This is a genomic window from Pseudomonas sp. NPDC088414 (genome assembly GCF_044753325.1).
Lineage (GTDB): Bacteria > Pseudomonadota > Gammaproteobacteria > Pseudomonadales > Pseudomonadaceae > Aquipseudomonas.
Map to the genome: position 1 here is coordinate 86,880 of NZ_JBIVMY010000014.1, position 20,685 is coordinate 107,564.

Genomic DNA, 20,685 nt, shown 5'->3' on the forward strand with positions numbered 1-20,685 from the left:
AGATAGATATCGCAAGCAAAAAAAGACCCGCACGGCGGCGGGTCTTGTCGTCAGCGTCGGCTCAGGTGCCGGACTTGATCTTGGTCCAGGCCCGGGTGCGTGCCCGCTCGGCATCCCGCGGCAGCGGTTGCAGGGTGTAAAGCGTGCCCATCGCCGCATCGGTCGGGTACAGGTTGGGGTTGTTGCGGATCGCCGGATCGACCCGTTGCGTGGCGTCCTTGTTCGGGTTCGGATACCCGACGAAGTCGCTGACCGGCGCGATCACCGCCGGTTGCAGCAGGTAGTTGATGAAGGTGTAGGCGTCCTCCGGGTTCTTCGCGCCCTTGGGAATGGCGAGCATGTCGAACCAGATCGGTGCGCCTTCCCTGGGCAGGCGCATGTCGACCACGACACCGTTCTTCGCTTCCTTGGCGCGGTTGGCCGCTTGCGAGAAGCTGCCGGAATAACCGACCGCGACGCAGATGTCACCGTTGGCGATATCAGCCATGTACTTGGATGAGTGGAAGTAGGTGATGTACGGCCGGATCTTCATCAGCAGTGCTTCGGCCTTGGCATAGTCCGCCGGGTTTTTGCTGTTGGGATCCAGACCGAGGTGTTGCAGGGCCAGCGGCAGGATCTCCGACGGCGAGTCGAGCAGGGCGACGCCGCACTGCTTGAGCTTGCTGAGGTTCTCCTCTTTGAAGATCAGGTCCCAGCTGTCCACCGGCGCATTCTCGCCCAGCGCGGCCTTGACCTTGGCCGGGTTGAAGCCGATCAGGATGGTGCCGTACATGTACGGCACGGCGAACTTGTTGCCCGGATCGTTGGCCTCGATCAGCTTCATCAGTTTCGGATCGAGGTGATTCCAGTTCGGCAGCTTGCTGCGATCCAGCGGCTGGAACACCCCGGCCTCGATCTGCTTGGCGAGGAATACATTGGACGGCACCACCACGTCATAGCCGGAGTTGCCGGTCAGCAGCTTGGCTTCCAGCGCTTCGTTGGTGTCGAAGATGTCGTAGACCAGTCTGGTCTGGGTGTTCTGTGCCTTGAAGTCTTCCAGCGCCTTGGGCGTGATGTAGTCGAACCAGTTGTAGACGCGCAGGGTGCGTTCTTCGGCGTGGACGGCGCCGCTGAGCAGCGCCGCGCACAGGGCTGGCGCAATGCGGTGCTTGAGTCGGTTCATTGTTCGAACCCTTCGAGCACGTTCACTGCGTTGATGCCGATTTCCTCCACCGCGTAACCACCCTCCATGACGAACAGCGTCGGTTTGCCGAGGGCGGCGATGCGTTTGCCCATGGCCAGGTAATCCGGGCTGTCGAGCTTGAACTGCGAGATCGGATCGTCCTTGAAGGTGTCGACGCCCAGCGACACGACGATGATGTCGGCGCCGTAGCTGTCGATCTCGTTGCAAGCCTGTTCCAGCGCCGCGCTCCACACATCCCAGCCGGAGCCGGCCGCTAGCGGATAGTTGAAGTTGAAGCCTTCACCGGCGCCTTCGCCACGTTCATCTTCGTAGCCGAGGAAGAACGGAAACTCGGCTTCCGGGTGGCCGTGGATCGAGGTGAACAGCACGTCGCTGCGCGCGTAGAAAATCGACTGGGTGCCGTTGCCGTGGTGATAGTCGACGTCGAGGATCGCGACCTTCTTGTGGCCGGCATCGAGGAATGCCTGAGCGGCAATGGCGGCGTTGTTGAGGTAGCAATAACCGCCCATCAAGTCGCTGGCGGCGTGGTGTCCCGGTGGTCGGCACAGGGCGAACGCACTGTGTGCGCCACGCTGGATTTCCGCCTGGGCAGTCAGCGCCACTTGCGCTGCACTGTAGGCTGCTTGCCAAGTGCCGGCGGTGATTGGCGCGCCGCCGTCGAAGCTGTAGTAGCCGAGCTGGCCGTGCAGGCTGGTCGGTTTGATCTGCCGCAGCGTGCGGGCGGGCCAAGTGTAGGGCAGCAGGTCGCCGTCGGTGTTGAATTCGGTCCAGCGTGCCCACGCACCTTTGAAGAAGTCGAGGTAGTCACGGCTGTGGATACGCGCGATCGGCTCCAGGCCGAAATCCTTCGGTGCTTCCACCGGACCGAGATTCTGGTGCTGTACTCGTTGCAGCACGTGGTCGGCGCGCGACGGCATCTCGAAGCACGGCTTGAGCTGGCCGTCGATGAGTTCGCAGCGGCCGTGGTGCAGGTGGTGATCGTCCGAGTAGATCGTCAGCATTTGTTGTTCTCCGCAGGGGGCTGATTCGGTTACCCCCAGTGTTGCGGCGCGCGGCGAATCGGAGAACGGCAGGAAAGGCCAAAAGGGGATCGATATGGCCAAAAACTCTGACCGCAATTCGCCCCTTGCTGGCGCAGGTTTGCACTTGCCATGGGCAGGCAATACACAATCCTTGTAGGAGTGAGCCTGCTCGCGATGGCGGTCTGTCAGCCAATATAAATGTTGAATGCTGGATGGCAATCGCGAGCAGGCTCACTCCTACAGGAGGTTCTCAGTGCGGGCGAAACTGGCTCGGCGCCACGCCGCTCCAGCGCACGAACGCATGGCGGAAACTCGCGGTCTCGCTGAAGCCCAGGGTCTCGGCGATGCGGTAGATCGGCAACTGATCTTCACACAGCATCTGCTTGGCCCGCTCGAAGCGCAGTTCGTCGAGCAGCTCCTGATAACTGCTGCCCATGTCCTTCAGGTGCCGGCGCAAAGTGCGCGGCGAACATTTCATTTGCTGGGCCAGCCCCTCCAGGCCCGGCGCAGCGTTGAGCTGCGCACTGAGCAGCTGACGAATCCGCCCCAGCCACGCCTGCCGCCCGGTGAACTCGATGTTCTGTTTGCGGCAGCGGTCGGCCATGGCCTGATGGGTGATGCTGTCGGCCAATGGCAACGGTTGATCGAGCCAGCGCCGGTCGAAGGCGAAGGCGTTGTCCTTGGCGGCGAAGTGCAGCGGGCTGTCGAAGTGTTCGGCGTAGCTGTCGCGATAATCCGGCGCGGTATGTTCAAAGCGTGTCGCCAGCAACGGCAGCGGATGCCCGAGCAGGTCGTCACAGATGACCTTCAACGACACCAGGCAGAATTCCGCGTTGAACACCGCCATCGACGGGCTCTCGCGGTAATCGGCGGCGACGAACCAGACCCGCTCGCCATCGTCTTCCAGGCGCAGTTCGAAAAGTGTTCCCAGCAGCGCCGGATAGCGAATCGCCAGGCGCAAAGCGTCACCTAAGGTGGCACTGGTAAGCAGGGCGTAACCGAGGATGCCGTAGCAGGAAACGTGCATCCGCCGGCCCAGCTCCAGGCCAATGTCATGCTTGAGCGCGACCGCGTTGGCGCAGACCTGCATTTCCTGATTGGTGGTGATACGCGTATCGGCACGGGCCAGATCCGCCGCACTGATGCCGCTGCCGGCCAGCAGCGCGTCGCTCGACAAGCCTTCGGCCTTGAAGGTGTTGAGCACCAGCGAGACGGCGTTGAGCGTGGTGAGGTGGGAGTGGAGCATGGGCGGCATCCGCTGGTTTTTGGCAAAAGTGCCAGCAAGTAGCGTGCCGCGCATGACGTCCCATACGCTGGCGAGACGTCATGCACGGTCACATCGTCGGGTGCCTCAGCCTGCGCTGAAAAACAGCTGCCGGGCCTGCTCCACGCCGATCATGCTGCGGTAATAGGCCAGTCGTTGGGCGCGGCTCAGCCCGCGAGTGCTGTCGGCCTCGGATCCCAGTTGCTGCTCTTGCGGGGTTTTCAGCCGGGCAGAAAGAAAGGCTTTGTCCGGCACCCACGAGGTCGAATACAGAAAGTGCGCGTACCACAGCACTTTGCGGGTGGTCTGATCAGTGATGGTGTATTCGTCCAGGTAGAGCGCCTTGCCGCCCCTGAGGCGGCGCCGCCTGACGGTTTGCGCAATACGGATGCTGTCATTGGCCTGAAGCCAGGCGACAGCCGATGGCGTGGGTGATTGTGCCCTGGTCATCAGCGACATCGCGGTTTTGGCTTGCTGATACAGGCTGTCGACGGCATCGCTCAGCGCCTTGTTCAGCACCGCAGCCGAGCGCTGGCTGCTGTCGGTGGCGTTACTGTCGGTCAGGGCCTGTTCAACGGCCGCGCTGACGTGTTCCAGTTGCAGTGCGTGCTGGTGAAACAGGTACTCGATCCCGACCGCTGAGCGCCCGTCCCGGGTCATGAGTTCGTTCATGCGCAGGGTGAACGCCGGCAGGCCGTCGAGCAGGTTCTGCCCCTTGTTCAGACTGATTTCGAGCGCTGGCGTCGGCGTCGGCAAGGCAGTGCTGACACGTTCGACCCACACCCCGGGGGTTTTTTGATGAAAGGTCGAGATGACCTTGTCCGTGAGCGGTGACTTGATATCGACCAGGTCGGTTTCCAGGCCCTGTGCCGTCAGGCGCGGCTCGCCGATCAGCACGCCGTTGTAGCGGGTGCGGATGAACTTCTTTTTCGGCCTTGGCGGTTGCACGGGAGGCGCCGGGCGGCTACGCAACGTGTCGCGCTCTTCGAGCAACAGCACCAGGTTGTGGCGGGCGCTGCGGTTGAATTGCTCAAGCTGTTGGCGAAGATTTGCCAGCGGCGCCTCTTGCACACTTTCAGCGTACGCGGACTTGAAGTCCGCCAGGCGCTCGTCGAGTACGTTGAATTGTTCGATCAGATCGTTGAGGCAGTCGATGCGTTCATCGAGCCGGGAAACGCTGCGCTCCTCCAGAGTGTCACGCAGTGCCTGAACGGCGATGTCGGCGGTATCGACAATCTGGTCGAGACTGAGCCAGGCATCCGCGGCGGTCGCTACCGAGTGTTCGGGCAGGCAGACATTGCGCGCGAGTGTCACTTGCAGTGCCTTGAGATCGTCGATCGAGTACGCCGGGAGTGCCTTGCGGGTCAGTTGAATCAGGCGCAAGCCGTCTCTCTCGAACTCTTTGAGTTGCTCCAGTTGTGCCTGGATCTGCTCCAGACGCGTGATCATGTCCAGGTTGAGTTCAAGCATCTGCTGCGTCTCGGCAATATGCCGGTTCTGGGGCTGTTCAGCCTGGCCTTCGAGATGATTGAGCACGCTGCGCAATGTCGGCGTGAACAGGATCAGCGCTTCGCGAATCCCCGCATGGACCAGTTCGAGCTGCGCCTTCAGGTAGCCCAGGGATCTCTGTTGGTAGTCAGCCGTTGGCGAGAATACATGCAACGCCTTGAGATCGCTCAAAGCCTGGGCATAAGCGACGCGTTGCCTGTCCAGAGACTGGAGAAAGAGCTGGCGATGGGCCGCAGCGGTCTGAGCGGTGGCGGCGTTCATTGCCTGGCGGACCTGTTCCAGCTCGCCTTGCGCTGCCGCTTTACGGCTTTCAAAGGCGGTCAGGCGGGTGCGCAGGTTTTCCGCTTCGATCCGGCGTTGTGCGTCAGCCAGCTGGGTCAGGCCGGTCGAGCCGCCACCGCGCAGACGCAGGCGGGTATCGACGAACCATTCGCCACGCAGATTGCCGATCAGGGCTGGGCCGGTATGGGTTGGATCCTGCGGATCGATGATCATGACGGTGCCGTTTTCGTCCACCGCGACCTCGAACCAGTCACGGCCCACCGGGGCGTACCATTTGCTGTTGTAGCTGTAGAGATTGCGATACGGCCCTGGCGTGGTTTTGGCGCTGCCCAGATGTTGCGGGCGAAGGATTTTGAAGCGCGCCAGCACGGTGCCCAGACTTGCCGGCGTGCGATTCGCGGCGCCGCTGATATTCAGGGTCTGCTGCAGGTCCGCGGTTTCATGGGGAGCGCTTTTTTCCAGTTGCTGCACGGTGATTTCCGTGATCGTGGGTTCAGGGCTTTTCGGTGTTTCGCTTGCCGCTGCTTCATGGGCCAGTCGTGGTCGGGAGCGACCTGCGATGTGCAACGTGATTGCCATCCCCAGATTGAGCAGCACCTCGGTGAACGCTGACCATTGCGCGGAAGAGTCATCCTGCTCGCGGGCTTCCTTCAGGGCTTGCAGTTGCTCCATCACCTGCCAGATCCACGTCGCGACCCCCACCGTGCGTCCGAGGAACGGCAGGACGGCATTGAACAGGGTCCATCCGGCCCGTTTGAAACTGGCCCAGCGACTTTCCGCATTTGACACCGACTGGCGGTCGGCCAGCTCGACCAGCGCCGACGCATTGGCTTTGAACAGCGCGCCTGGCAGGTCGCCCTCCACGGCCTTTCTACCGAGGCTGATCGGCCCGCTCATGACCCTCATTTTTTCCGCATCCACCAGAAACTCGGTGACGGCCCAGGGGGAAGGCAACGTGCCTGGAAACACATAGTTGGCGTAGTCGCTGCGCACGCGGTCCGGGAGCCAGGCGAGCACCGAGTCACGCAGGCTGGCGGATTGCTGGATGGCGTACAGCAAGTTGCTGGGGGAAGGGTATTGGGTCAACGGCTGGTCGAGCATCGGTCGATACAGCAGACACGGTCCGGCGCTCGGGTCTTCAGGACCGATCACGAACATGTTGGCGACTTCGTCATGGCTGCCGTCTGTTCTGCGTTGAGGAACGAAAGCCAGAGGCCGCATGACGATGGTCTGGTCCTCGACCCTGCGATGGTTGCTGTCGGGGTCCAGCACTGCGACGACATAGCGGTAACCGCGCGCGTCGATGCCGGCCTTGCCGCGAATTTTCGATTGCAGGGCCAGCAGCGGCAACTGGATGCGCAAGTGCTGAGTGAACAGTGCCTGGCGCCCGGCGGATGCTGGCGTGGTGTCGACCAACTGGCTCTTGATCAGCGCCGGGTAGGTCGTACCGATATCCGCACGGGTTACCAGGTCCTCCAGATAGCTTACGGTCAGCCACGTCGGCAGTGGCTTGCCACGGGTGGAGTGCAGGGTCTTGTTGCCTATCGGCACTGCAATCAGATTCTGCAAGGCCAGATCGGTGACGCTGAAATTGTAAGTCTCGATTTTTCCCGGAACAGTAAAGGTGCCCCAGATCACCGGACTTTTGACCTGCAACTGGATCGACTCCAGGGCTGTTTCCAGGTCGGCACGCTGCGCATCGGCGTGCTCGCGAAGGGTCTCGGCATGCAGGATGTTCATTTCGCTCAGCGCGTATTCGCCGATTGGCAGGATGCCATCCAGATAGGACTTGCCAGTGTTCTGGCTATGCAGCGCCGCCAGATCCTTCAAGTGCCGGGAATAGTTGTTCAGATCCGGCAGTGATGCAGCGCTGAGCCAGTCAGGCAGGGCATCCTGGAACCAGCTCAATGGCGGGCCGGGCTTTTTCGCCGCTGCGTCGACTTGCGGGGTGGCCGTGGACAATGGCTTGTCGAGTGGGGCTGGTGTGGCAGGAGAAAAATCCAGCGCGCCGATCACATCGATCTGAATCGAAACCAGCGCGCACGCCTGATAATCGAAGATGCTGCCCGAGGGTTCCAGTAAGCGCCATTTCAGTTGCTGGTATGGCTGGAGGTTGCTGACATGCTCAGGCAAGGATTGGCCCAGTTCATCAAGAGCGTCGAACTTCTGGTAGCCCTTGAGCAGCGAGTGGGCGAGGATCACCGTTTTTCCCTGCTGTGTGCCGATCAGCACCGCCATCGATACTTCGTTCAAGTGCTTCACGGTCCCATCATCGACCAGGTCAATGGCGATCAGGCAGGCATTGCTCTGGTAGGGATCATCGATTTTCCTGCTGGCCAGACCCTCAGTGCGATACAACGCGCGGGCCATTGCGCAGTCACTCTCGCTCCAGCCCTGCACCTGATCGATGTTCCAGATCTCGCGCAGGGTGTCCGACAGCGCATGCCAGCGCGGGCCGGTGCTGTCGTCGGCGCTGTTCCAGTACGCCAGCTGTTGCTCCTGAAACGCCGTGAGCATGACCGGTGCCAGCAGGTTGAGCAGGCTGGCAATTTCGTCGATCCGTACCGGCAGGTGGACGGCCGGCTCGCTGATCGGCTGTTGCGTCAGAAAGTGTTCACCTTCGATATACAGCGTCGGCGTGCCTTGCACGACCTGGTTGGCGAGGATTTCGGTCAAGGCCTGGTAGGTCGGATTTCCGGCAACGATCTGTTCGTCGACGATGGACCATTGCGGCGTGCCGATCATGGTAATGCTCGGCTCCAGATCAAGCGTGGGGTACAGCTTGCGCAAATGCTCGCGCAACAGCACGCCGGCCACGTCGCGCAAGTCGGGGCCGACACTCAATTGAGTGATCAGGGCTTCGGTGGGATTGGTGCCGGCGGCCGTCTGCCGGGTGGAGCTTGTGGTTGCTGAGCTCATCGTGCGTCCCTGCGTTCTGGTGATGGAGGCGATCCCGAGGTCAAGCTTTCGGGGTCGCTCCATGCTAGGGAGGCACGATGCAGCATGGGTGGTAGATATGTAGGGCGCCGGATTATCGCCGGCGCCGGAAAAGGCTCAGCGCAATTCGCCACACAGGTCGAGTTCGATCAGACGTCGCACTTCGGTGTTGTCCAGACCGGCACCGAGCAAGCCGTGCAGCTTGCCGAACGCCGCCTCGCGGGTCATGCCGCCACCGGACAACACACCGACGCCACGCAGACGGCTGCCAGCTTCATACACATCCAGCTCGACCCCGCCTTCATGGCACTGCGTGACCGCGACCACCACCACACCGTTGTCCCGCGCGCGACCGAGGCTGGCGAGGAACTCGGGATTGTCGCTCGGCCCGGTGCCGCTGCCGTAGCACTCCAGCACCAGACCCCGGATACCGCTGGCCAGCAGGCCATCAACCGTCTCGGCGCCGATGCCGGGGAACAGCGGCAGCACGGCAACCTTGGCCAGTTGTTTCGGCTGGTTGTAGTTCAGCGCAGCCGGAATCGATGGCGCTTTTACACCGCCGCCCTGACGCTCCAGGCGCTTGAACGGATGCCGACCGAAGCTGCGCACTTTCGCGCAACGGGTCGGCGCCAGCAGCTCGCCATGGAAGTACAGGTGCACGCCCGGCGCCAGACCCTGACCGAGAGCAACCAGCGCGCCAGCGAGGTTTTCCCAGGCATCGCTGTCGGTCACGCCGGCCGGCAGCATCGAGCCGGTGAAACACACACGGGCATGCAGGCCGAGCAACTGGAAGCTCATCGCCGCAGCGCTGTAGGCCAGGGTGTCGGTGCCGTGCAGGATCAGCACGCTGTCGCAGCCTTGCACGTCCACCGCATCGACCACCGCTTCGCGCAGTTGCTGCCAGTAGGTCGGGGTCATGTTGGCGCTGTCGATCAGCGGCGACATTTCCCGAAAACGCCATTGCGGCACGACCAGTTCGGGCTGGCTGTGCAGATAGTCGCGCATGCGGGCTTCGAAACCGGACGCCGGGGCCAGGCCATTGGCACTGGCCTGCATGCCGATGGTGCCACCGGTGTAGAGCACCATGACGTGTTGGGCGGCGGGGAAGGTGTTGGCAATCATCTGAGGGTCTCCACAAGAGATGACATTGTAGGAGTGAGCCTGCTCGCGATAGCGGTTCATCATTCAACATTAATGTTGGCTGAAAGACAGCTATCGCGAGCAGGCTCGCTCCCACAGGTATTGCATCACAATAACTGACGGGCGCAGGGGATGCGCCCGTCATTCACCTGTCAGCGTTGCGCTGCAGGCACGCCTTGCGGCTCGGCTGCGGTCTTGCCCGCGGCTGGCGCGTCGACTGGCCAGGCCTTCAGGTCCAGATCCAGGTCGGCAAATTTGCTGGCGTCGAACACTGGCTGCTTGATGCCGGCGCGGCGCTGCTCGTCGTAGTCACGCAGCACACGCATGCCGACCTTGAACAGCATCGCCAGGGCGATCAGGTTGACGAAGGCCAGGCAGGTCATGGTGATGTCGGCGAAGGCGAACACGGTCGACAGGTCCTGCATCGAACCCCAGACCACCAGCGCCAGAACCAGACCGCGGAAAATCATCAGCACGGCGCGGTTGCGGCTGAGGAACTGCAGGCTGTTCTCGCCCAGGTAGTAGTTGTAGAGGATGCAGGTGAAGACGAACAGCGACAGCGCGACGCTGACGAAGATGCGGCCCCAGTCACCGACCACGGCGGCCAGCGAGTTCTGGGTCAGGACGATGCCGTCACCTTCGAAGCCCGGGGTGTAGAAGCCCGACAACAGGATCAGCAGCGCGGTGCAGGTGCAGATCACGAAGGTGTCGAGGAACACGCTGAAGGCCTGAACCACGCCCTGAGCGCCCGGGTGTTTCACCGAGGCCACGGCGGCGACGTTTGGTGCACTGCCCAGGCCCGCTTCGTTGGCGAACACGCCACGCTTCACGCCCATGACGATGGCGCTGCCGAGCAGGCCGCCGAAGGCCGGGTCGAGACCGAAGGCGCTTTTGAAGATGGTTTCCAGCATCGCGGGTACGTGTTCGATCTGGGTGCCGATCACGTACAGGGTCACGCCGATGTAGGCCAGGGTCTTGACCGGTACCAGCAGGTCGGACACCGCGGCGATGCGCTTGATGCCGCCGATGAAGGTGATGGCCAGCAGCACCGCCAGGACGATCCCGGTGTGGCTTGGGTCGAAGGCGAAGGCGTTTTGCAGCGAGTGGGTCACGGTGTAGGACTGCAGACCGATGAAGGCGAAGCCGTAGGTCACCAGCAGCAGGATCGAGAACACCACCGCCATGCCTTTGAGTTTCAGGCCGTGCTGGATGTAGTAGGCCGGGCCACCACGGTACAGACCGTCACCTTCGGCGCGCTTGTAGACCTGCGCCAGGGTGCATTCGAAGAAGCTGCTGGACATGCCGACCAGTGCGGTCACCCACATCCAGAACACCGCACCCGGACCACCGAGGGTCACGGCGATGCCGACACCGGCGATGTTGCCTGCACCGACACGGCCGGCAAGGCTGAGCATCAGGGCCTGGAACGAGCTGAGTTGCCCGCCGCTGCTTTTCAGGCTGTCGCGGAACACCGCGAACATGTGGAAGAAGTGGCGCAATTGAACGAAACGCGAGCGAATCGTGAAGTAGCTACCGAGCCCGACAATGAGCACGATCAGTACTTTCCCTGAGAGGAAGTCGTTGATGACTTCGAGCATGGATTTTTCCTCGCTGTTTTTTGTGTAAGCAAATGCTGGATGTTCAGAAACATCGCGTTACACCGGTTTGCGCGCGGCACAACAGGTGAGGCGAAGGTTTCGTCCCGGTCCATTTCGCGGGTTTGTTATTAGTTCGGGTTTCGCATGGGTTATGGCCTCGTTACCGACGACCGCTCACGCGAAGAGGGGCGGCACTATACCGATCAGTGACGCGCCCGTCTGCACGGTAGTGGTGCAAGCGACGAAACGAAGCTTTGAAACACCCGGCGTTACCGGCGCCGGGCTTGTGCGGAAACTGCGTTTCTGTAGATGCAAACCCTGTGGCGAGGGGATTCATCCCCGATCGGCTGCGAAGCAGTCGCAAATCATTGCACGCGGTGTACTTGTTACATCGCGATTGCAGGTTTTGGGGCCGCTTCGCGACCCATCGGGGATGAATCCCCTCACCACAAGGGCTTATCTCTACATTGTTCAGTCCCCAGACATACGGGTCTCAGGATCAGAAAGTTAAAAAAAAGGGCTTGGGGACTGATCCCCAAGCCCTCAAAAGGTGAGAGGTGTCTAGTCCCTCGACCTGGTGAGCGGTGCTACAAGTAACGCGTCGGCTCAGGCTTTGAGCGGAACCAGACGCGGGGCAATCATGTTTTCCGGGCGCAGGATGTCGGCGAGCATGGCTTCGTCGAGCAGACCTTCTTCGCGCACCAGTTCCAGCACGCCGCGGCCGCTTTCAAGGGCGATCCGGGCGATGCGGGTGGCGTTTTTGTAGCCGATGTACGGGTTCAGTGCGGTGACCAGACCGATCGAGTGCTCGACCAGTTCGCGGCAGCGGGCTTCGTTGGCGGTGATGCCGACGATGCAGTGCTCGCGCAGCATGTCCATGGCGCGTTGCAGCAGGCGGATCGAGTCGAGGATCTTGAACGCGATCAGCGGCTCCATCACGTTCAGCTGCAGTTGGCCGCCTTCGGCTGCCATGGTCAGCGCCAGGTCGTTACCGATGACCTGGAAGGCCACCTGGTTAACGGCTTCCGGAATCACCGGGTTGACCTTGCCGGGCATGATCGAGCTGCCTGGCTGACGCGCCGGCAGGTTGATCTCGTTGATGCCGGTGCGTGGGCCGCTGGACAGCAGGCGCAGGTCGTTGCAGATCTTCGACAGCTTGACCGCGGTGCGCTTGAGCATGCCGGAGAACAGCACGAAGGCGCCCATGTCGGAAGTGGCTTCGATCAGGTCGGCGGCGGGCACCAGCGGTTGACCGCTGATCAGCGCCAGACGCTGAACGGCCAGCGCTTGATAACGCGGGTCGGCGTTGATGCCGGTACCGATTGCGGTGCCGCCCAGGTTCACTTCAGTCAGCAGTTCCGGGGCCAGCGTCTTCAGACGGGCCAGGTCTTCGCCCATGGTGGTGGCGAAGGCACGGAACTCTTGACCCAAGGTCATCGGCACGGCGTCTTGCAGCTGGGTACGGCCCATTTTCAGAACGTGATCGAATTCTTTGCCCTTGGCCGCGAAGGCCTGAATCAGGCTGTCGAGGCTGGCCAGCAGCGCGTCGTGACCCAGCAGCAGACCCAGACGGATCGCGGTCGGGTAAGCGTCGTTGGTCGACTGCGCCATGTTGACGTCGTCGTTCGGGTGCAGGTACTGGTACTCGCCTTTTTGGTGACCCATTGCTTCGAGCGCAATGTTGGCGATCACTTCGTTGGCGTTCATGTTGGTGGAAGTACCGGCGCCACCTTGAATCATGTCGACCACGAACTCTTCGTGGAAATCACCGCGGATCAATCGGGCACAGGCTTCGCTGATGGCAGCGTGCTTGGCTTCGCTCAGATGACCCAACTCACGGTTGGCGTCAGCGGCGGCCTGTTTGACCATTGCCAGACCGACAACCAGTTTCGGGTAATGCGAAATCGGAACGCCGGAGAGACGGAAGTTGTTCACCGCTCGCAGGGTCTGGATGCCGTAATACGCTTGAGCCGGTACTTCGAGGGCGCCAAGCAGGTCGTTTTCTGTGCGGAATGATGCAGCGGAGGACATGATAGAAATCATCTCGATATGGACCCGGTCTGTGCCGGAACGCTGCGAATGCTAGGCTTCTGGGATTTTTTGGGCCAATGCTGTTAAACACTGCCCTATGCACATTCGGCATAATGCCCGTGTGACGCCGCGTGCGCGGCAGACGTGTGACCTGTTTTGGTGCGTGTCCGGGAGGACGTGATGAATCTGGAAAGCAAATGGCTTGAGGACTTCAGTGCCCTGGCCGCCACCCGCAGCTTCTCGCAGGCGGCCGAACGGCGCTTCGTGACTCAGCCGGCGTTCAGTCGGCGAATCCGCAGCCTGGAAGCGGCGCTTGGGCTGACGCTGGTCAACCGCTCGCGCACGCCGATCGAACTGACGGCAGCCGGGCAGCTGTTTCTGGTGACCGCGCGCACCGTGGTCGAACAGCTCGGCGAAGTGCTGCGGCATCTGCATCACCTGGAAGGCGGGCAGGGCGAGGTGATGCAGGTCGCCGCCGCGCACTCGCTGGCGCTGGGCTTCTTCCCGCGCTGGATCGCGCAACTGCGCAATGAAGGGCTGAACATCGCCACGCGGCTGGTGGCGACCAACGTCGGCGACGCGGTGCACGCGCTGCGCGAAGGCGGCTGCGACCTGATGCTGGCGTTCTACGACCCGGACGCGGCGATGCAGATGGACCCGGAAATCTTCCCGTCGCTGCACCTGGGCCAGACCGAAATGCTTCCGGTATGCGCAGCGGATGCCGATGGCAAGCCGCTGTTCGATCTGGAAGGCGAGGCCAGCGTGCCGCTACTGGCCTACAGCGCCGGGGCGTTTCTCGGGCGCTCGGTGAATGGTTTGTTGCGTCAGCGTCAGCTGCGCTTCACCACCATCTATGAAACCGCCATGGCCGACAGCCTCAAGAGCATGGCCCTGGAAGGCCTCGGCATCGCCTGGGTACCGCAACTGAGCGTGCGCGCCGAACTGGCCCGTGGCGAACTGGTGGTCTGCGGCGGCCCGCAATGGCACGTGCCGCTGGAGATTCGCCTGTACCGCTGCGCACTGGTGCGCAAGGCCAACGTGCGGTTGTTGTGGCGCAAGCTTGAAGGCGGCGCTGCACAGGCTTCCTGAGCTTGCGTGGAGTCCTTGTAGGAGTGAGCCTGCTCGCGATAGCGTTTGCACATTCACTGATGATGTGACTGATACACCGCCATCGCGAGCAGGCTCACTCCTACAGAGGATTTGTGGTGTTTGTTGGCTGACCTTCAAGTCAATAAAACCGGGCCTTTCGCTGATTTGACAGATGGTCGTTTCGGGGGCTGTTTATTGCTTTCTTTGCGGTATACTGCGCGGCCTTCGGCCGGTACGTCCGGCCATTTTTCGTACAATCAAGCCACGCAATCCTGCGTGGCTTGTTGTTTTTGACGCGCCTGCGGGCGCCCAGAGAGAAGAGGCGCGACGATGAGTGCACTGGTTGGCGTGATCATGGGCTCCAAGTCCGATTGGTCCACCCTTAGCCACACCGCCGATATGCTGGAAAAGCTCGGCATCCCGTACGAGGTCAAGGTGGTTTCTGCCCACCGCACCCCGGATCTGCTGTTCCAGTACGCCGAAGAGGCTGAGGGCCGCGGCATCGAGGTGATCATCGCCGGTGCCGGTGGCGCCGCTCACCTGCCTGGCATGTGTGCGGCCAAGACCCACCTGCCGGTGCTGGGCGTTCCGGTGCAGTCGTCGATGCTCTCGGGCGTCGATTCGCTGCTGTCGATCGTGCAGATGCCGGCGGGCATCCCGGTCGCCACCCTGGCCATCGGCAAAGCGGGCGCGATCAACGCCGCGCTGCTCTCGGCGAGCATCCTTGGCGCCAAGCATCCACAGTTCCACGCGGTACTGAAAACCTTCCGTGCCGAGCAGACAGACAGCGTCCTGGACAATCCAGACCCACGTATTGCCTGAGGTTGTTGAGATGAAGATCGGTGTAATCGGTGGCGGCCAGTTGGGCCGCATGTTGGCGCTGGCGGGCACTCCGCTGGGCATGAACTTCGCTTTCCTCGACCCTGCGCCGGACGCTTGCGCGGCGGCACTGGGCGAACACCTGCGGGCCGATTACGGCGATCAGGATCACCTGCGCCAACTGGCTGACGAAGTCGACCTGGTGACCTTCGAGTTCGAAAGCGTCCCGGCGGAAACCGTGGCGTTCCTCTCGCAATTCGTCCCGGTCTATCCGAGCGCCGAAGCCCTGCGCATCGCTCGCGACCGCTGGTTCGAGAAGAGCATGTTCAAGGACCTGGGCATCCCGACCCCGGCCTTCGCCGACATTCAGTCGCAAGCCGACCTGGATGCCGCTGTGGCTGCCATCGGTCTGCCGGCCGTGCTGAAAACCCGCACCCTGGGTTACGACGGCAAGGGCCAGAAAGTCCTGCGCAAACCGGAAGACGTAGTCGGTACGTTCGCCGAGCTGGGCAGCGTTGCCTGCCTGCTGGAAGGCTTCGTGCCGTTCACCGGCGAAGTCTCGCTGATCGCCGTGCGTGCCCGCGATGGCGAAACGAAGTTCTACCCGCTGGTGCACAACACCCACGACAGCGGCATCCTCAAGCTGTCGGTTGCCAGCACCGATCACCCGTTGCAGGCGTTGGCTGAAGACTACTCCAGCCGCGTGCTCAAGCAGCTCGACTATGTCGGCGTGATGGCGTTCGAGTTCTTTGAAGTCGATGGTGGCCTGAAGGCCAACGAAATCGCCCCGCGTGTGCACAACTCCGGGCACTGGACCACCGAAGGCGCCGAGTGCAGCCAGTTCGAAAACCACCTGCGCGCCGTGGCCGGCCTGCCGCTGGGTTCGACCGCCAAGGTGGGGGAGAGCGCGATGCTCAACTTCATCGGCGTGGTGCCGCCGGTAGAGAAAGTCATCGCCATCGAGGATTGCCATCTGCATCACTACGGCAAAGCCTTCAAGGCCGGGCGCAAGGTCGGTCACGCCAACCTGCGCTGCGCCGACATGGCCACGCTGCAGGCACAGATCGTCAAGGTCGAAGCGCTGATCGCCGAGTAAACAGTTTCATGTGGCAGCGGCGGAACCTTCGGGAGCCGCCGTTCTCTCATGGCAGGATGCCAAAGTCTGACTAGGCTTTGGCATATCTACCATTCAGAGTCAGAGGGAAATGCCATGGGAATTATCGGAACCATCTTTATCGGCTTGATCGTCGGCCTGCTGGCACGCTTCCTCAAACCGGGCGATGACAGCATGGGCTGGATCATGACCATCCTGCTCGGTATCGGCGGTTCGCTGGCGGCCACTTACGGCGGCCAGGCCCTGGGTATCTATCAGGCCGGTCAGGGCGCAGGCTTCATCGGTGCGCTGGTCGGCGCGATCGTGCTGCTGGTGATCTACGGCCTGATCAAAAAGAACTGATCCAAGCGACCAAGTCCTCTCTGCCAACGCGGCAGGGAGGGCTAGAATGCTCGGCGATTCAACGTCCTTCCTTTATCCGAGCATCTTTTACCGAGCACCTTCATGCGCCGTCTTCTGTTGACTCTCCTTTTGCTGGGCAGCGGCCTGGCCCACGCCGGCGAACTGCCGGAAACCGACTGGCTGGAACTGATGCCCAAGTCGGACCAGAAAGCCCTCGAGGCCATGCCCGAAATTGACCACAACTCCCCGGAAGCCACCGGCACTTTCACCGAGAAGGGCGGGATGAAACAGGCCAAGGGCCTGCCTGCGGTGATGTATTCGACCAAGACCGTGGCGGCGATGAACGACAAGCACATTCGTATCGGTGGTTATCCGGTGCCGCTGGAGTCCGATGCCAAGGGCCGCAGCACGCTGTTCTTCCTGGTGCCGTACCCTGGCGCGTGCATCCACGTGCCGCCGCCACCACCCAATCAACTGGTGCTGGTGCGTTATCCCAAAGGTTTGAAACTTGACGATATCTACACGCCGCTGTGGGTGACCGGCACGCTGAAGATCGAGAAGGTCAGCAATGATCTGGCTGATGCGGCGTATGCGCTGGAAGCGGACAAGGTGCGGGTGGTGCAGGAGTCCGATCTCTAACATCTGAACAATTGTAGCGAGGGGATTCATCCCCGATGGGGTGCGAAGCGACCCCCGCTTTGCATCAAGGGCAGGGGCCTGCTCCGCAGGCCATCGGGGATAAATCCCCTCACCACAAAGGCTTTCACCCACATTGATATTGCGGTGCTGGTTACAGCGGTTTGCTGCCGATGCTGACGCCCATGGTATGGCTCGCCCCCGAGGCCAGCGTGACCACATCATCCATCACATTCGCCGTCTCGATGCACAGCATGCGCTGCCAGCCATCGTTGTCCATGTCGCTGAACGCGGCGGCGCGGTCGATCCACGGGTTCCAGATCACCGCGGTGCGTGAGCCGCTGGCGCTCAACACGATACGCCGTTCCCAGGCCGGATCGACGATGCCCAGTTGCGGCGGAGCGTTAAGGTAGATACGGTCGGTTTCCCCCGCAAAGCGCAGTTCGCCTTGCTGGCGGTGGGTGTTCCAGTTGTCCAGGGTCTCGATGTAATCCAGCCCTTCAACACCTTCGACGTGCACGTTGCGCACATCGCTGACCGCGTAATAGGTGTGCAGCGCCTGGCTGAGGCTGACGGTTTCGGCACCCCGGTTATGGCTGGTCAGGCTGATGTTGAGCTGATCATTCAGGTGCAGGGTCAGGGTCAGGTCGACCTGATGCGGCCAGCCCGGGAATCCGCCTTCGGGATACGGCAGCCTGAATTCCACCTTGACCCCATGGTCTTCGGCTTCGATCCCGCCCAGCTCCCAATCCATCGCCCGGACAAAGCCGTGGGCCTGTGCCGGCTCATCGCTGACGCGCATCGCTTTGACGCTTTGCGGGTTGCGCTCGAAGATGCCAAACCAGGGCCAGCACACCGGCACACCGGCACGGATGCTCTTGCCGGTCTTGAACACAGCCTTATCGTTGAGCCAGATGATCGGCGGCTGGCCGTCGATCTGGTAACTGAGGATGTGCGCGCCTTGCTGGGCCACCAGCACTTCGGCCTGACCGTGGCGAATGCGCCAGCAGTTCAGTTCATCCAGTTTCACCGCTTCAACGTTGGGCGTGTTCATGGGGCAACTCTCGATCAGACACTTGGGACGACTATCGACCGCAAAACCGCGGCGATGTTTAACGCGCGCGTGGCGGCACCGAGCGAGTGCGACCGCTGCCGTCGATGGCGACGAAGACGAACACCGCCTCGGTCACTTTACGCCACTCGCTGGACAGCGGGTCGTCGCTCCACACCTCGACCATCATCTGGATCGAGCTGCGGCCGATTTCCAGGGTCTGGGTATAAAAGGACAATTGCGCGCCGACCGCGACCGGCACCAGAAAGGCCATGCGGTCGATGGCGACCGTGGCTACGCGACCACCGGCCACGCGGCTGGCCATCGCGGTGCCCGCCAGATCCATCTGCGCCACCAGCCAGCCGCCGAAAATATCGCCAAAGCCGTTGGTTTCACGCGGGAGTGCGGTAATTTGCAGGGCCAGGTCGCCTTGCGGGATCGGATCTTCTTGTTCGAGCTCTATCATGCCGGGGGTGCCTCTGACCCGTGACTCTTCGTTGGTATTGCTGGTGGTAGCCGTCTTCAGGAAAAACGATTCAGCACCGAACATACTGCGTTCGTCACGTTTTCCATAGGCGTCTAAAGGGGAAACTCTGCGAAACCGGCTGATCCCGTTCAAAGGCCGGGCCAACGACGTTTTCGCACAGCAACCCCCTACAAACCGGAGCAAGGTTGCGAGTATATCGGTCGGTAGACTCCGCGACGACCATCGGGTTCTGATTTTGACCGGCAAATACGCGCCTCTATGTGCTTTTTCGAACAATTTGCTATGGTGCCGAACCTGCCCAAGCCACAGCCAGCGTTGTTGTGGCGGTAGATCCGCCTATAAGAGAAGCCCTTGCCATGACCACAGCGCCTTCGAGCCTCGCGCAGCCCGAGCAACCTGCACGCCCCCTGACCCGCAATGACTACAAGACTCTGTCGCTATCGGCCCTGGGCGGTGCGCTGGAGTTTTACGATTTCATCATCTTCGTGTTCTTCGCCACCGTGGTCGGCAAGCTGTTCTTCCCGGCCGACATGCCCGAGTGGCTGCGCCTGATGCAGACCTTCGGCATTTTCGCCGCCGGTTACCTTGCGCGGCCGCTGGGCGGCATCGTCATGGCGCACTTTGGCGACCTGCTGGGGCGCAAGAAGATGTTCACCCTGAGCATTTTCATGATGGCCGTGCCGACCCTGATCATGGGTCTGCTGCCGACCTACGCGCAGATCGGTCTGTGGGCACCGATCCTGTTGCTGCTGATGCGGGTGATCCAGGGCGCGGCGATTGGCGGTGAGGTGCCGGGGGCGTGGGTCTTCGTTTCCGAACACGTGCCGCAAAAGCACATCGGCTACGCCTGCGGGACGCTGACCAGCGGTTTGACCGCCGGCATCTTGCTCGGCTCGCTGGTCGCCACCGCGATCAACAGCATTTATACGCCGATGGAAGTCGCGGATTACGCCTGGCGGATCCCGTTCCTGCTCGGCGGCGTGTTCGGCCTGTTCTCGGTGTACCTGCGCCGCTGGCTGCACGAGACCCCGGTGTTCGCCGAACTGCAACTGCGCAAGGCGCTGGCCGAAGAAGTGCCGCTGCGCGCAGTACTGCGTGACCATCGCGGGGCGATTGCGGTCTCGATGCTGCTGACTTGGCTGCTGTCCGCCGGGATTGTCGTGGTGATCCTGATGACCCCGACCGTGCTGCAGACGGTCTATCACTTCACGCCGACCGAGTCGCTGCAATCGAACAGTCTGGCGATCGTGTTCCTCAGCGTCGGTTGCATCATCTCCGGTGCGCTGGCGGATCGTTTCGGTGCCGGCCGGGTGTTTGTCTTCGGTTCGCTGGGCTTGTTGATCAGCTCGTGGACCTTTTATCACAGCCTCGCCGACCACCCGAACTGGCTGTTCCCGCTGTATGCCCTGACCGGTCTGCTGGTCGGCACCATCGGTGCGGTGCCGTACGTGATGGTCAAGGCGTTCCCGCCAGTGGTGCGCTTTAGCGGATTGTCGTTCTCGTACAACGTGGCGTACGCGATCTTCGGTGGCCTGACGCCGATGGTGGTCAGCCTGCTGCTTAAAGAGAGTGCGATGGGCCCGGCCTACTATGTGGCGGTGCTGTGCACGATGGGGATTCTGGTGGGGGCGTGGCTGTGGAGGAAGGGGCGCTGATTCAGGTTCCGCATCGGCTGTTCTGACGCCATCGCGAGCAGGCTCACTCCTACAGTTGGAATGTATTTTCAATTGTAGGAGTGAGCCTGCTCGCGAATGGGGCGACTCGAATCATTCAGTAAAACCTCGATGCTGGCCTTTCATCCAATTGTCATATTTCAGCCATAGAGTGTTCACACGGCCTGCTGATACTTGGCCCCGAATTAACACACCCTATCTGCTAGGAGTAAGGCATGAAACTGAAGCGTTTGATGGCGGCAATGACTTTTGTCGCTGCTGGCGTTGCGACTGCCCACGCGGTAGCCGCTGGCGTTGACCCGGCAATTCCGGCTTACACCAAGGTCACCGGTGTATCGGGCAACTTGTCCAGCGTTGGTTCCGACACTCTGGCCAACCTCATGACCCTGTGGGCTGAGAACTACAAGAAAGAATACCCGAACGTAAACATCCAGATTCAGGCCGCTGGCTCCGCCACCGCGCCACCTGCGCTGACTGAAGGCACCTCCAACCTGGGCCCGATGAGCCG

General features: G+C 61.7%; 16 protein-coding genes. 7 read left to right on the plus strand and 9 right to left on the minus strand.

What is annotated here, in order from left to right:
- Positions 1-61: 61 nt before the first annotated feature.
- The 7 genes from ACIP8I_RS14525 to aspA form a co-directional block, all read right to left on the minus strand.
- Positions 62-1,162, minus strand: a complete 1,101-nt coding sequence (locus ACIP8I_RS14525; protein ID WP_400761989.1) for a polyamine ABC transporter substrate-binding protein — start codon at positions 1,160-1,162, stop codon at positions 62-64.
- Positions 1,159-2,184 carry a histone deacetylase family protein gene (locus ACIP8I_RS14530; protein WP_007962268.1) on the minus strand — a complete coding sequence of 342 codons (1,026 nt, stop codon included), beginning with the start codon at positions 2,182-2,184 and terminating at the stop codon, positions 1,159-1,161. Before ACIP8I_RS14530 ends, ACIP8I_RS14525 begins: the two co-directional genes overlap by 4 nt.
- Positions 2,185-2,455: 271 nt before the next feature.
- Positions 2,456-3,451, minus strand: a complete 996-nt coding sequence (locus tag ACIP8I_RS14535) for an AraC family transcriptional regulator (protein WP_400761991.1) — start codon at positions 3,449-3,451, stop codon at positions 2,456-2,458.
- Between the two features lie 105 nt (positions 3,452-3,556).
- On the minus strand, positions 3,557-8,179 hold the full coding sequence (locus ACIP8I_RS14540) for a hypothetical protein (protein ID WP_400761993.1): 4,623 nt from the start codon (positions 8,177-8,179) through the stop codon (positions 3,557-3,559).
- A gap of 135 nt (positions 8,180-8,314) precedes the next feature.
- Entirely contained in the window at positions 8,315-9,319 is a 1,005-nt protein-coding gene (locus ACIP8I_RS14545) for an asparaginase (RefSeq protein ID WP_400761995.1), read from the minus strand.
- 170 nt (positions 9,320-9,489) lie between these two features.
- A complete protein-coding gene (locus tag ACIP8I_RS14550; protein ID WP_007962272.1) occupies positions 9,490-10,935 on the minus strand; it encodes a sodium:alanine symporter family protein in 1,446 nt (481 codons plus the stop codon).
- Positions 10,936-11,541: 606 nt separating this feature from the next.
- The gene (aspA, locus tag ACIP8I_RS14555) at positions 11,542-12,966 is read right to left on the minus strand and encodes an aspartate ammonia-lyase (protein ID WP_027610364.1); all 1,425 of its coding nucleotides are present in this window, start codon (positions 12,964-12,966) and stop codon (positions 11,542-11,544) included.
- A 180-nt stretch (positions 12,967-13,146) separates the two neighbouring features.
- On the opposite strand from aspA, the gene ACIP8I_RS14560 reads away from it, so the two are divergent.
- The 5 genes from ACIP8I_RS14560 (at position 13,147) to ACIP8I_RS14580 (ending at position 16,969) form a co-directional block, all read left to right on the plus strand.
- Positions 13,147-14,055 carry a LysR substrate-binding domain-containing protein gene (locus ACIP8I_RS14560; protein WP_007962273.1) on the plus strand — a complete coding sequence of 303 codons (909 nt, stop codon included), beginning with the start codon at positions 13,147-13,149 and terminating at the stop codon, positions 14,053-14,055.
- A gap of 330 nt (positions 14,056-14,385) precedes the next feature.
- Positions 14,386-14,877: a 5-(carboxyamino)imidazole ribonucleotide mutase gene (gene purE / locus ACIP8I_RS14565; protein ID WP_003229641.1), complete on the plus strand. Its 492-nt coding sequence runs from the start codon at positions 14,386-14,388 to the stop codon at positions 14,875-14,877.
- Positions 14,878-14,887: 10 nt separating this feature from the next.
- A complete protein-coding gene (locus ACIP8I_RS14570) occupies positions 14,888-15,970 on the plus strand; it encodes a 5-(carboxyamino)imidazole ribonucleotide synthase (protein ID WP_201236259.1) in 1,083 nt (360 codons plus the stop codon).
- A 114-nt stretch (positions 15,971-16,084) separates the two neighbouring features.
- Positions 16,085-16,330, plus strand: coding sequence for a GlsB/YeaQ/YmgE family stress response membrane protein (locus ACIP8I_RS14575; RefSeq protein ID WP_003229635.1), 246 nt, complete (start codon positions 16,085-16,087; stop codon positions 16,328-16,330).
- Positions 16,331-16,432: 102 nt separating this feature from the next.
- Positions 16,433-16,969 (plus strand): DUF3299 domain-containing protein, encoded by a 537-nt coding sequence (locus tag ACIP8I_RS14580; protein WP_400761998.1) that lies wholly within the window; start codon positions 16,433-16,435, stop codon positions 16,967-16,969.
- A 151-nt stretch (positions 16,970-17,120) separates the two neighbouring features.
- Here the strand turns inward: ACIP8I_RS14580 and ACIP8I_RS14585 are convergent, their stop codons facing one another.
- Both ACIP8I_RS14585 and ACIP8I_RS14590 read right to left on the minus strand, forming a co-directional pair.
- Positions 17,121-18,020, minus strand: a complete 900-nt coding sequence (locus ACIP8I_RS14585) for a D-hexose-6-phosphate mutarotase (protein WP_400762000.1) — start codon at positions 18,018-18,020, stop codon at positions 17,121-17,123.
- Positions 18,021-18,078: 58 nt separating this feature from the next.
- A complete protein-coding gene (locus ACIP8I_RS14590) occupies positions 18,079-18,483 on the minus strand; it encodes an acyl-CoA thioesterase (protein ID WP_003229628.1) in 405 nt (134 codons plus the stop codon).
- Between the two features lie 377 nt (positions 18,484-18,860).
- Here ACIP8I_RS14590 and ACIP8I_RS14595 point away from each other — a divergent pair, with 377 nt between their 5' ends.
- The gene (locus ACIP8I_RS14595; RefSeq protein WP_400762002.1) at positions 18,861-20,159 is read left to right on the plus strand and encodes an MFS transporter; all 1,299 of its coding nucleotides are present in this window, start codon (positions 18,861-18,863) and stop codon (positions 20,157-20,159) included.
- 233 nt (positions 20,160-20,392) lie between these two features.
- Positions 20,393-20,685, plus strand: a 293-nt coding sequence (locus tag ACIP8I_RS14600; protein WP_400762004.1) for a substrate-binding domain-containing protein, incomplete at its 3' end; no start/stop codon positions are given.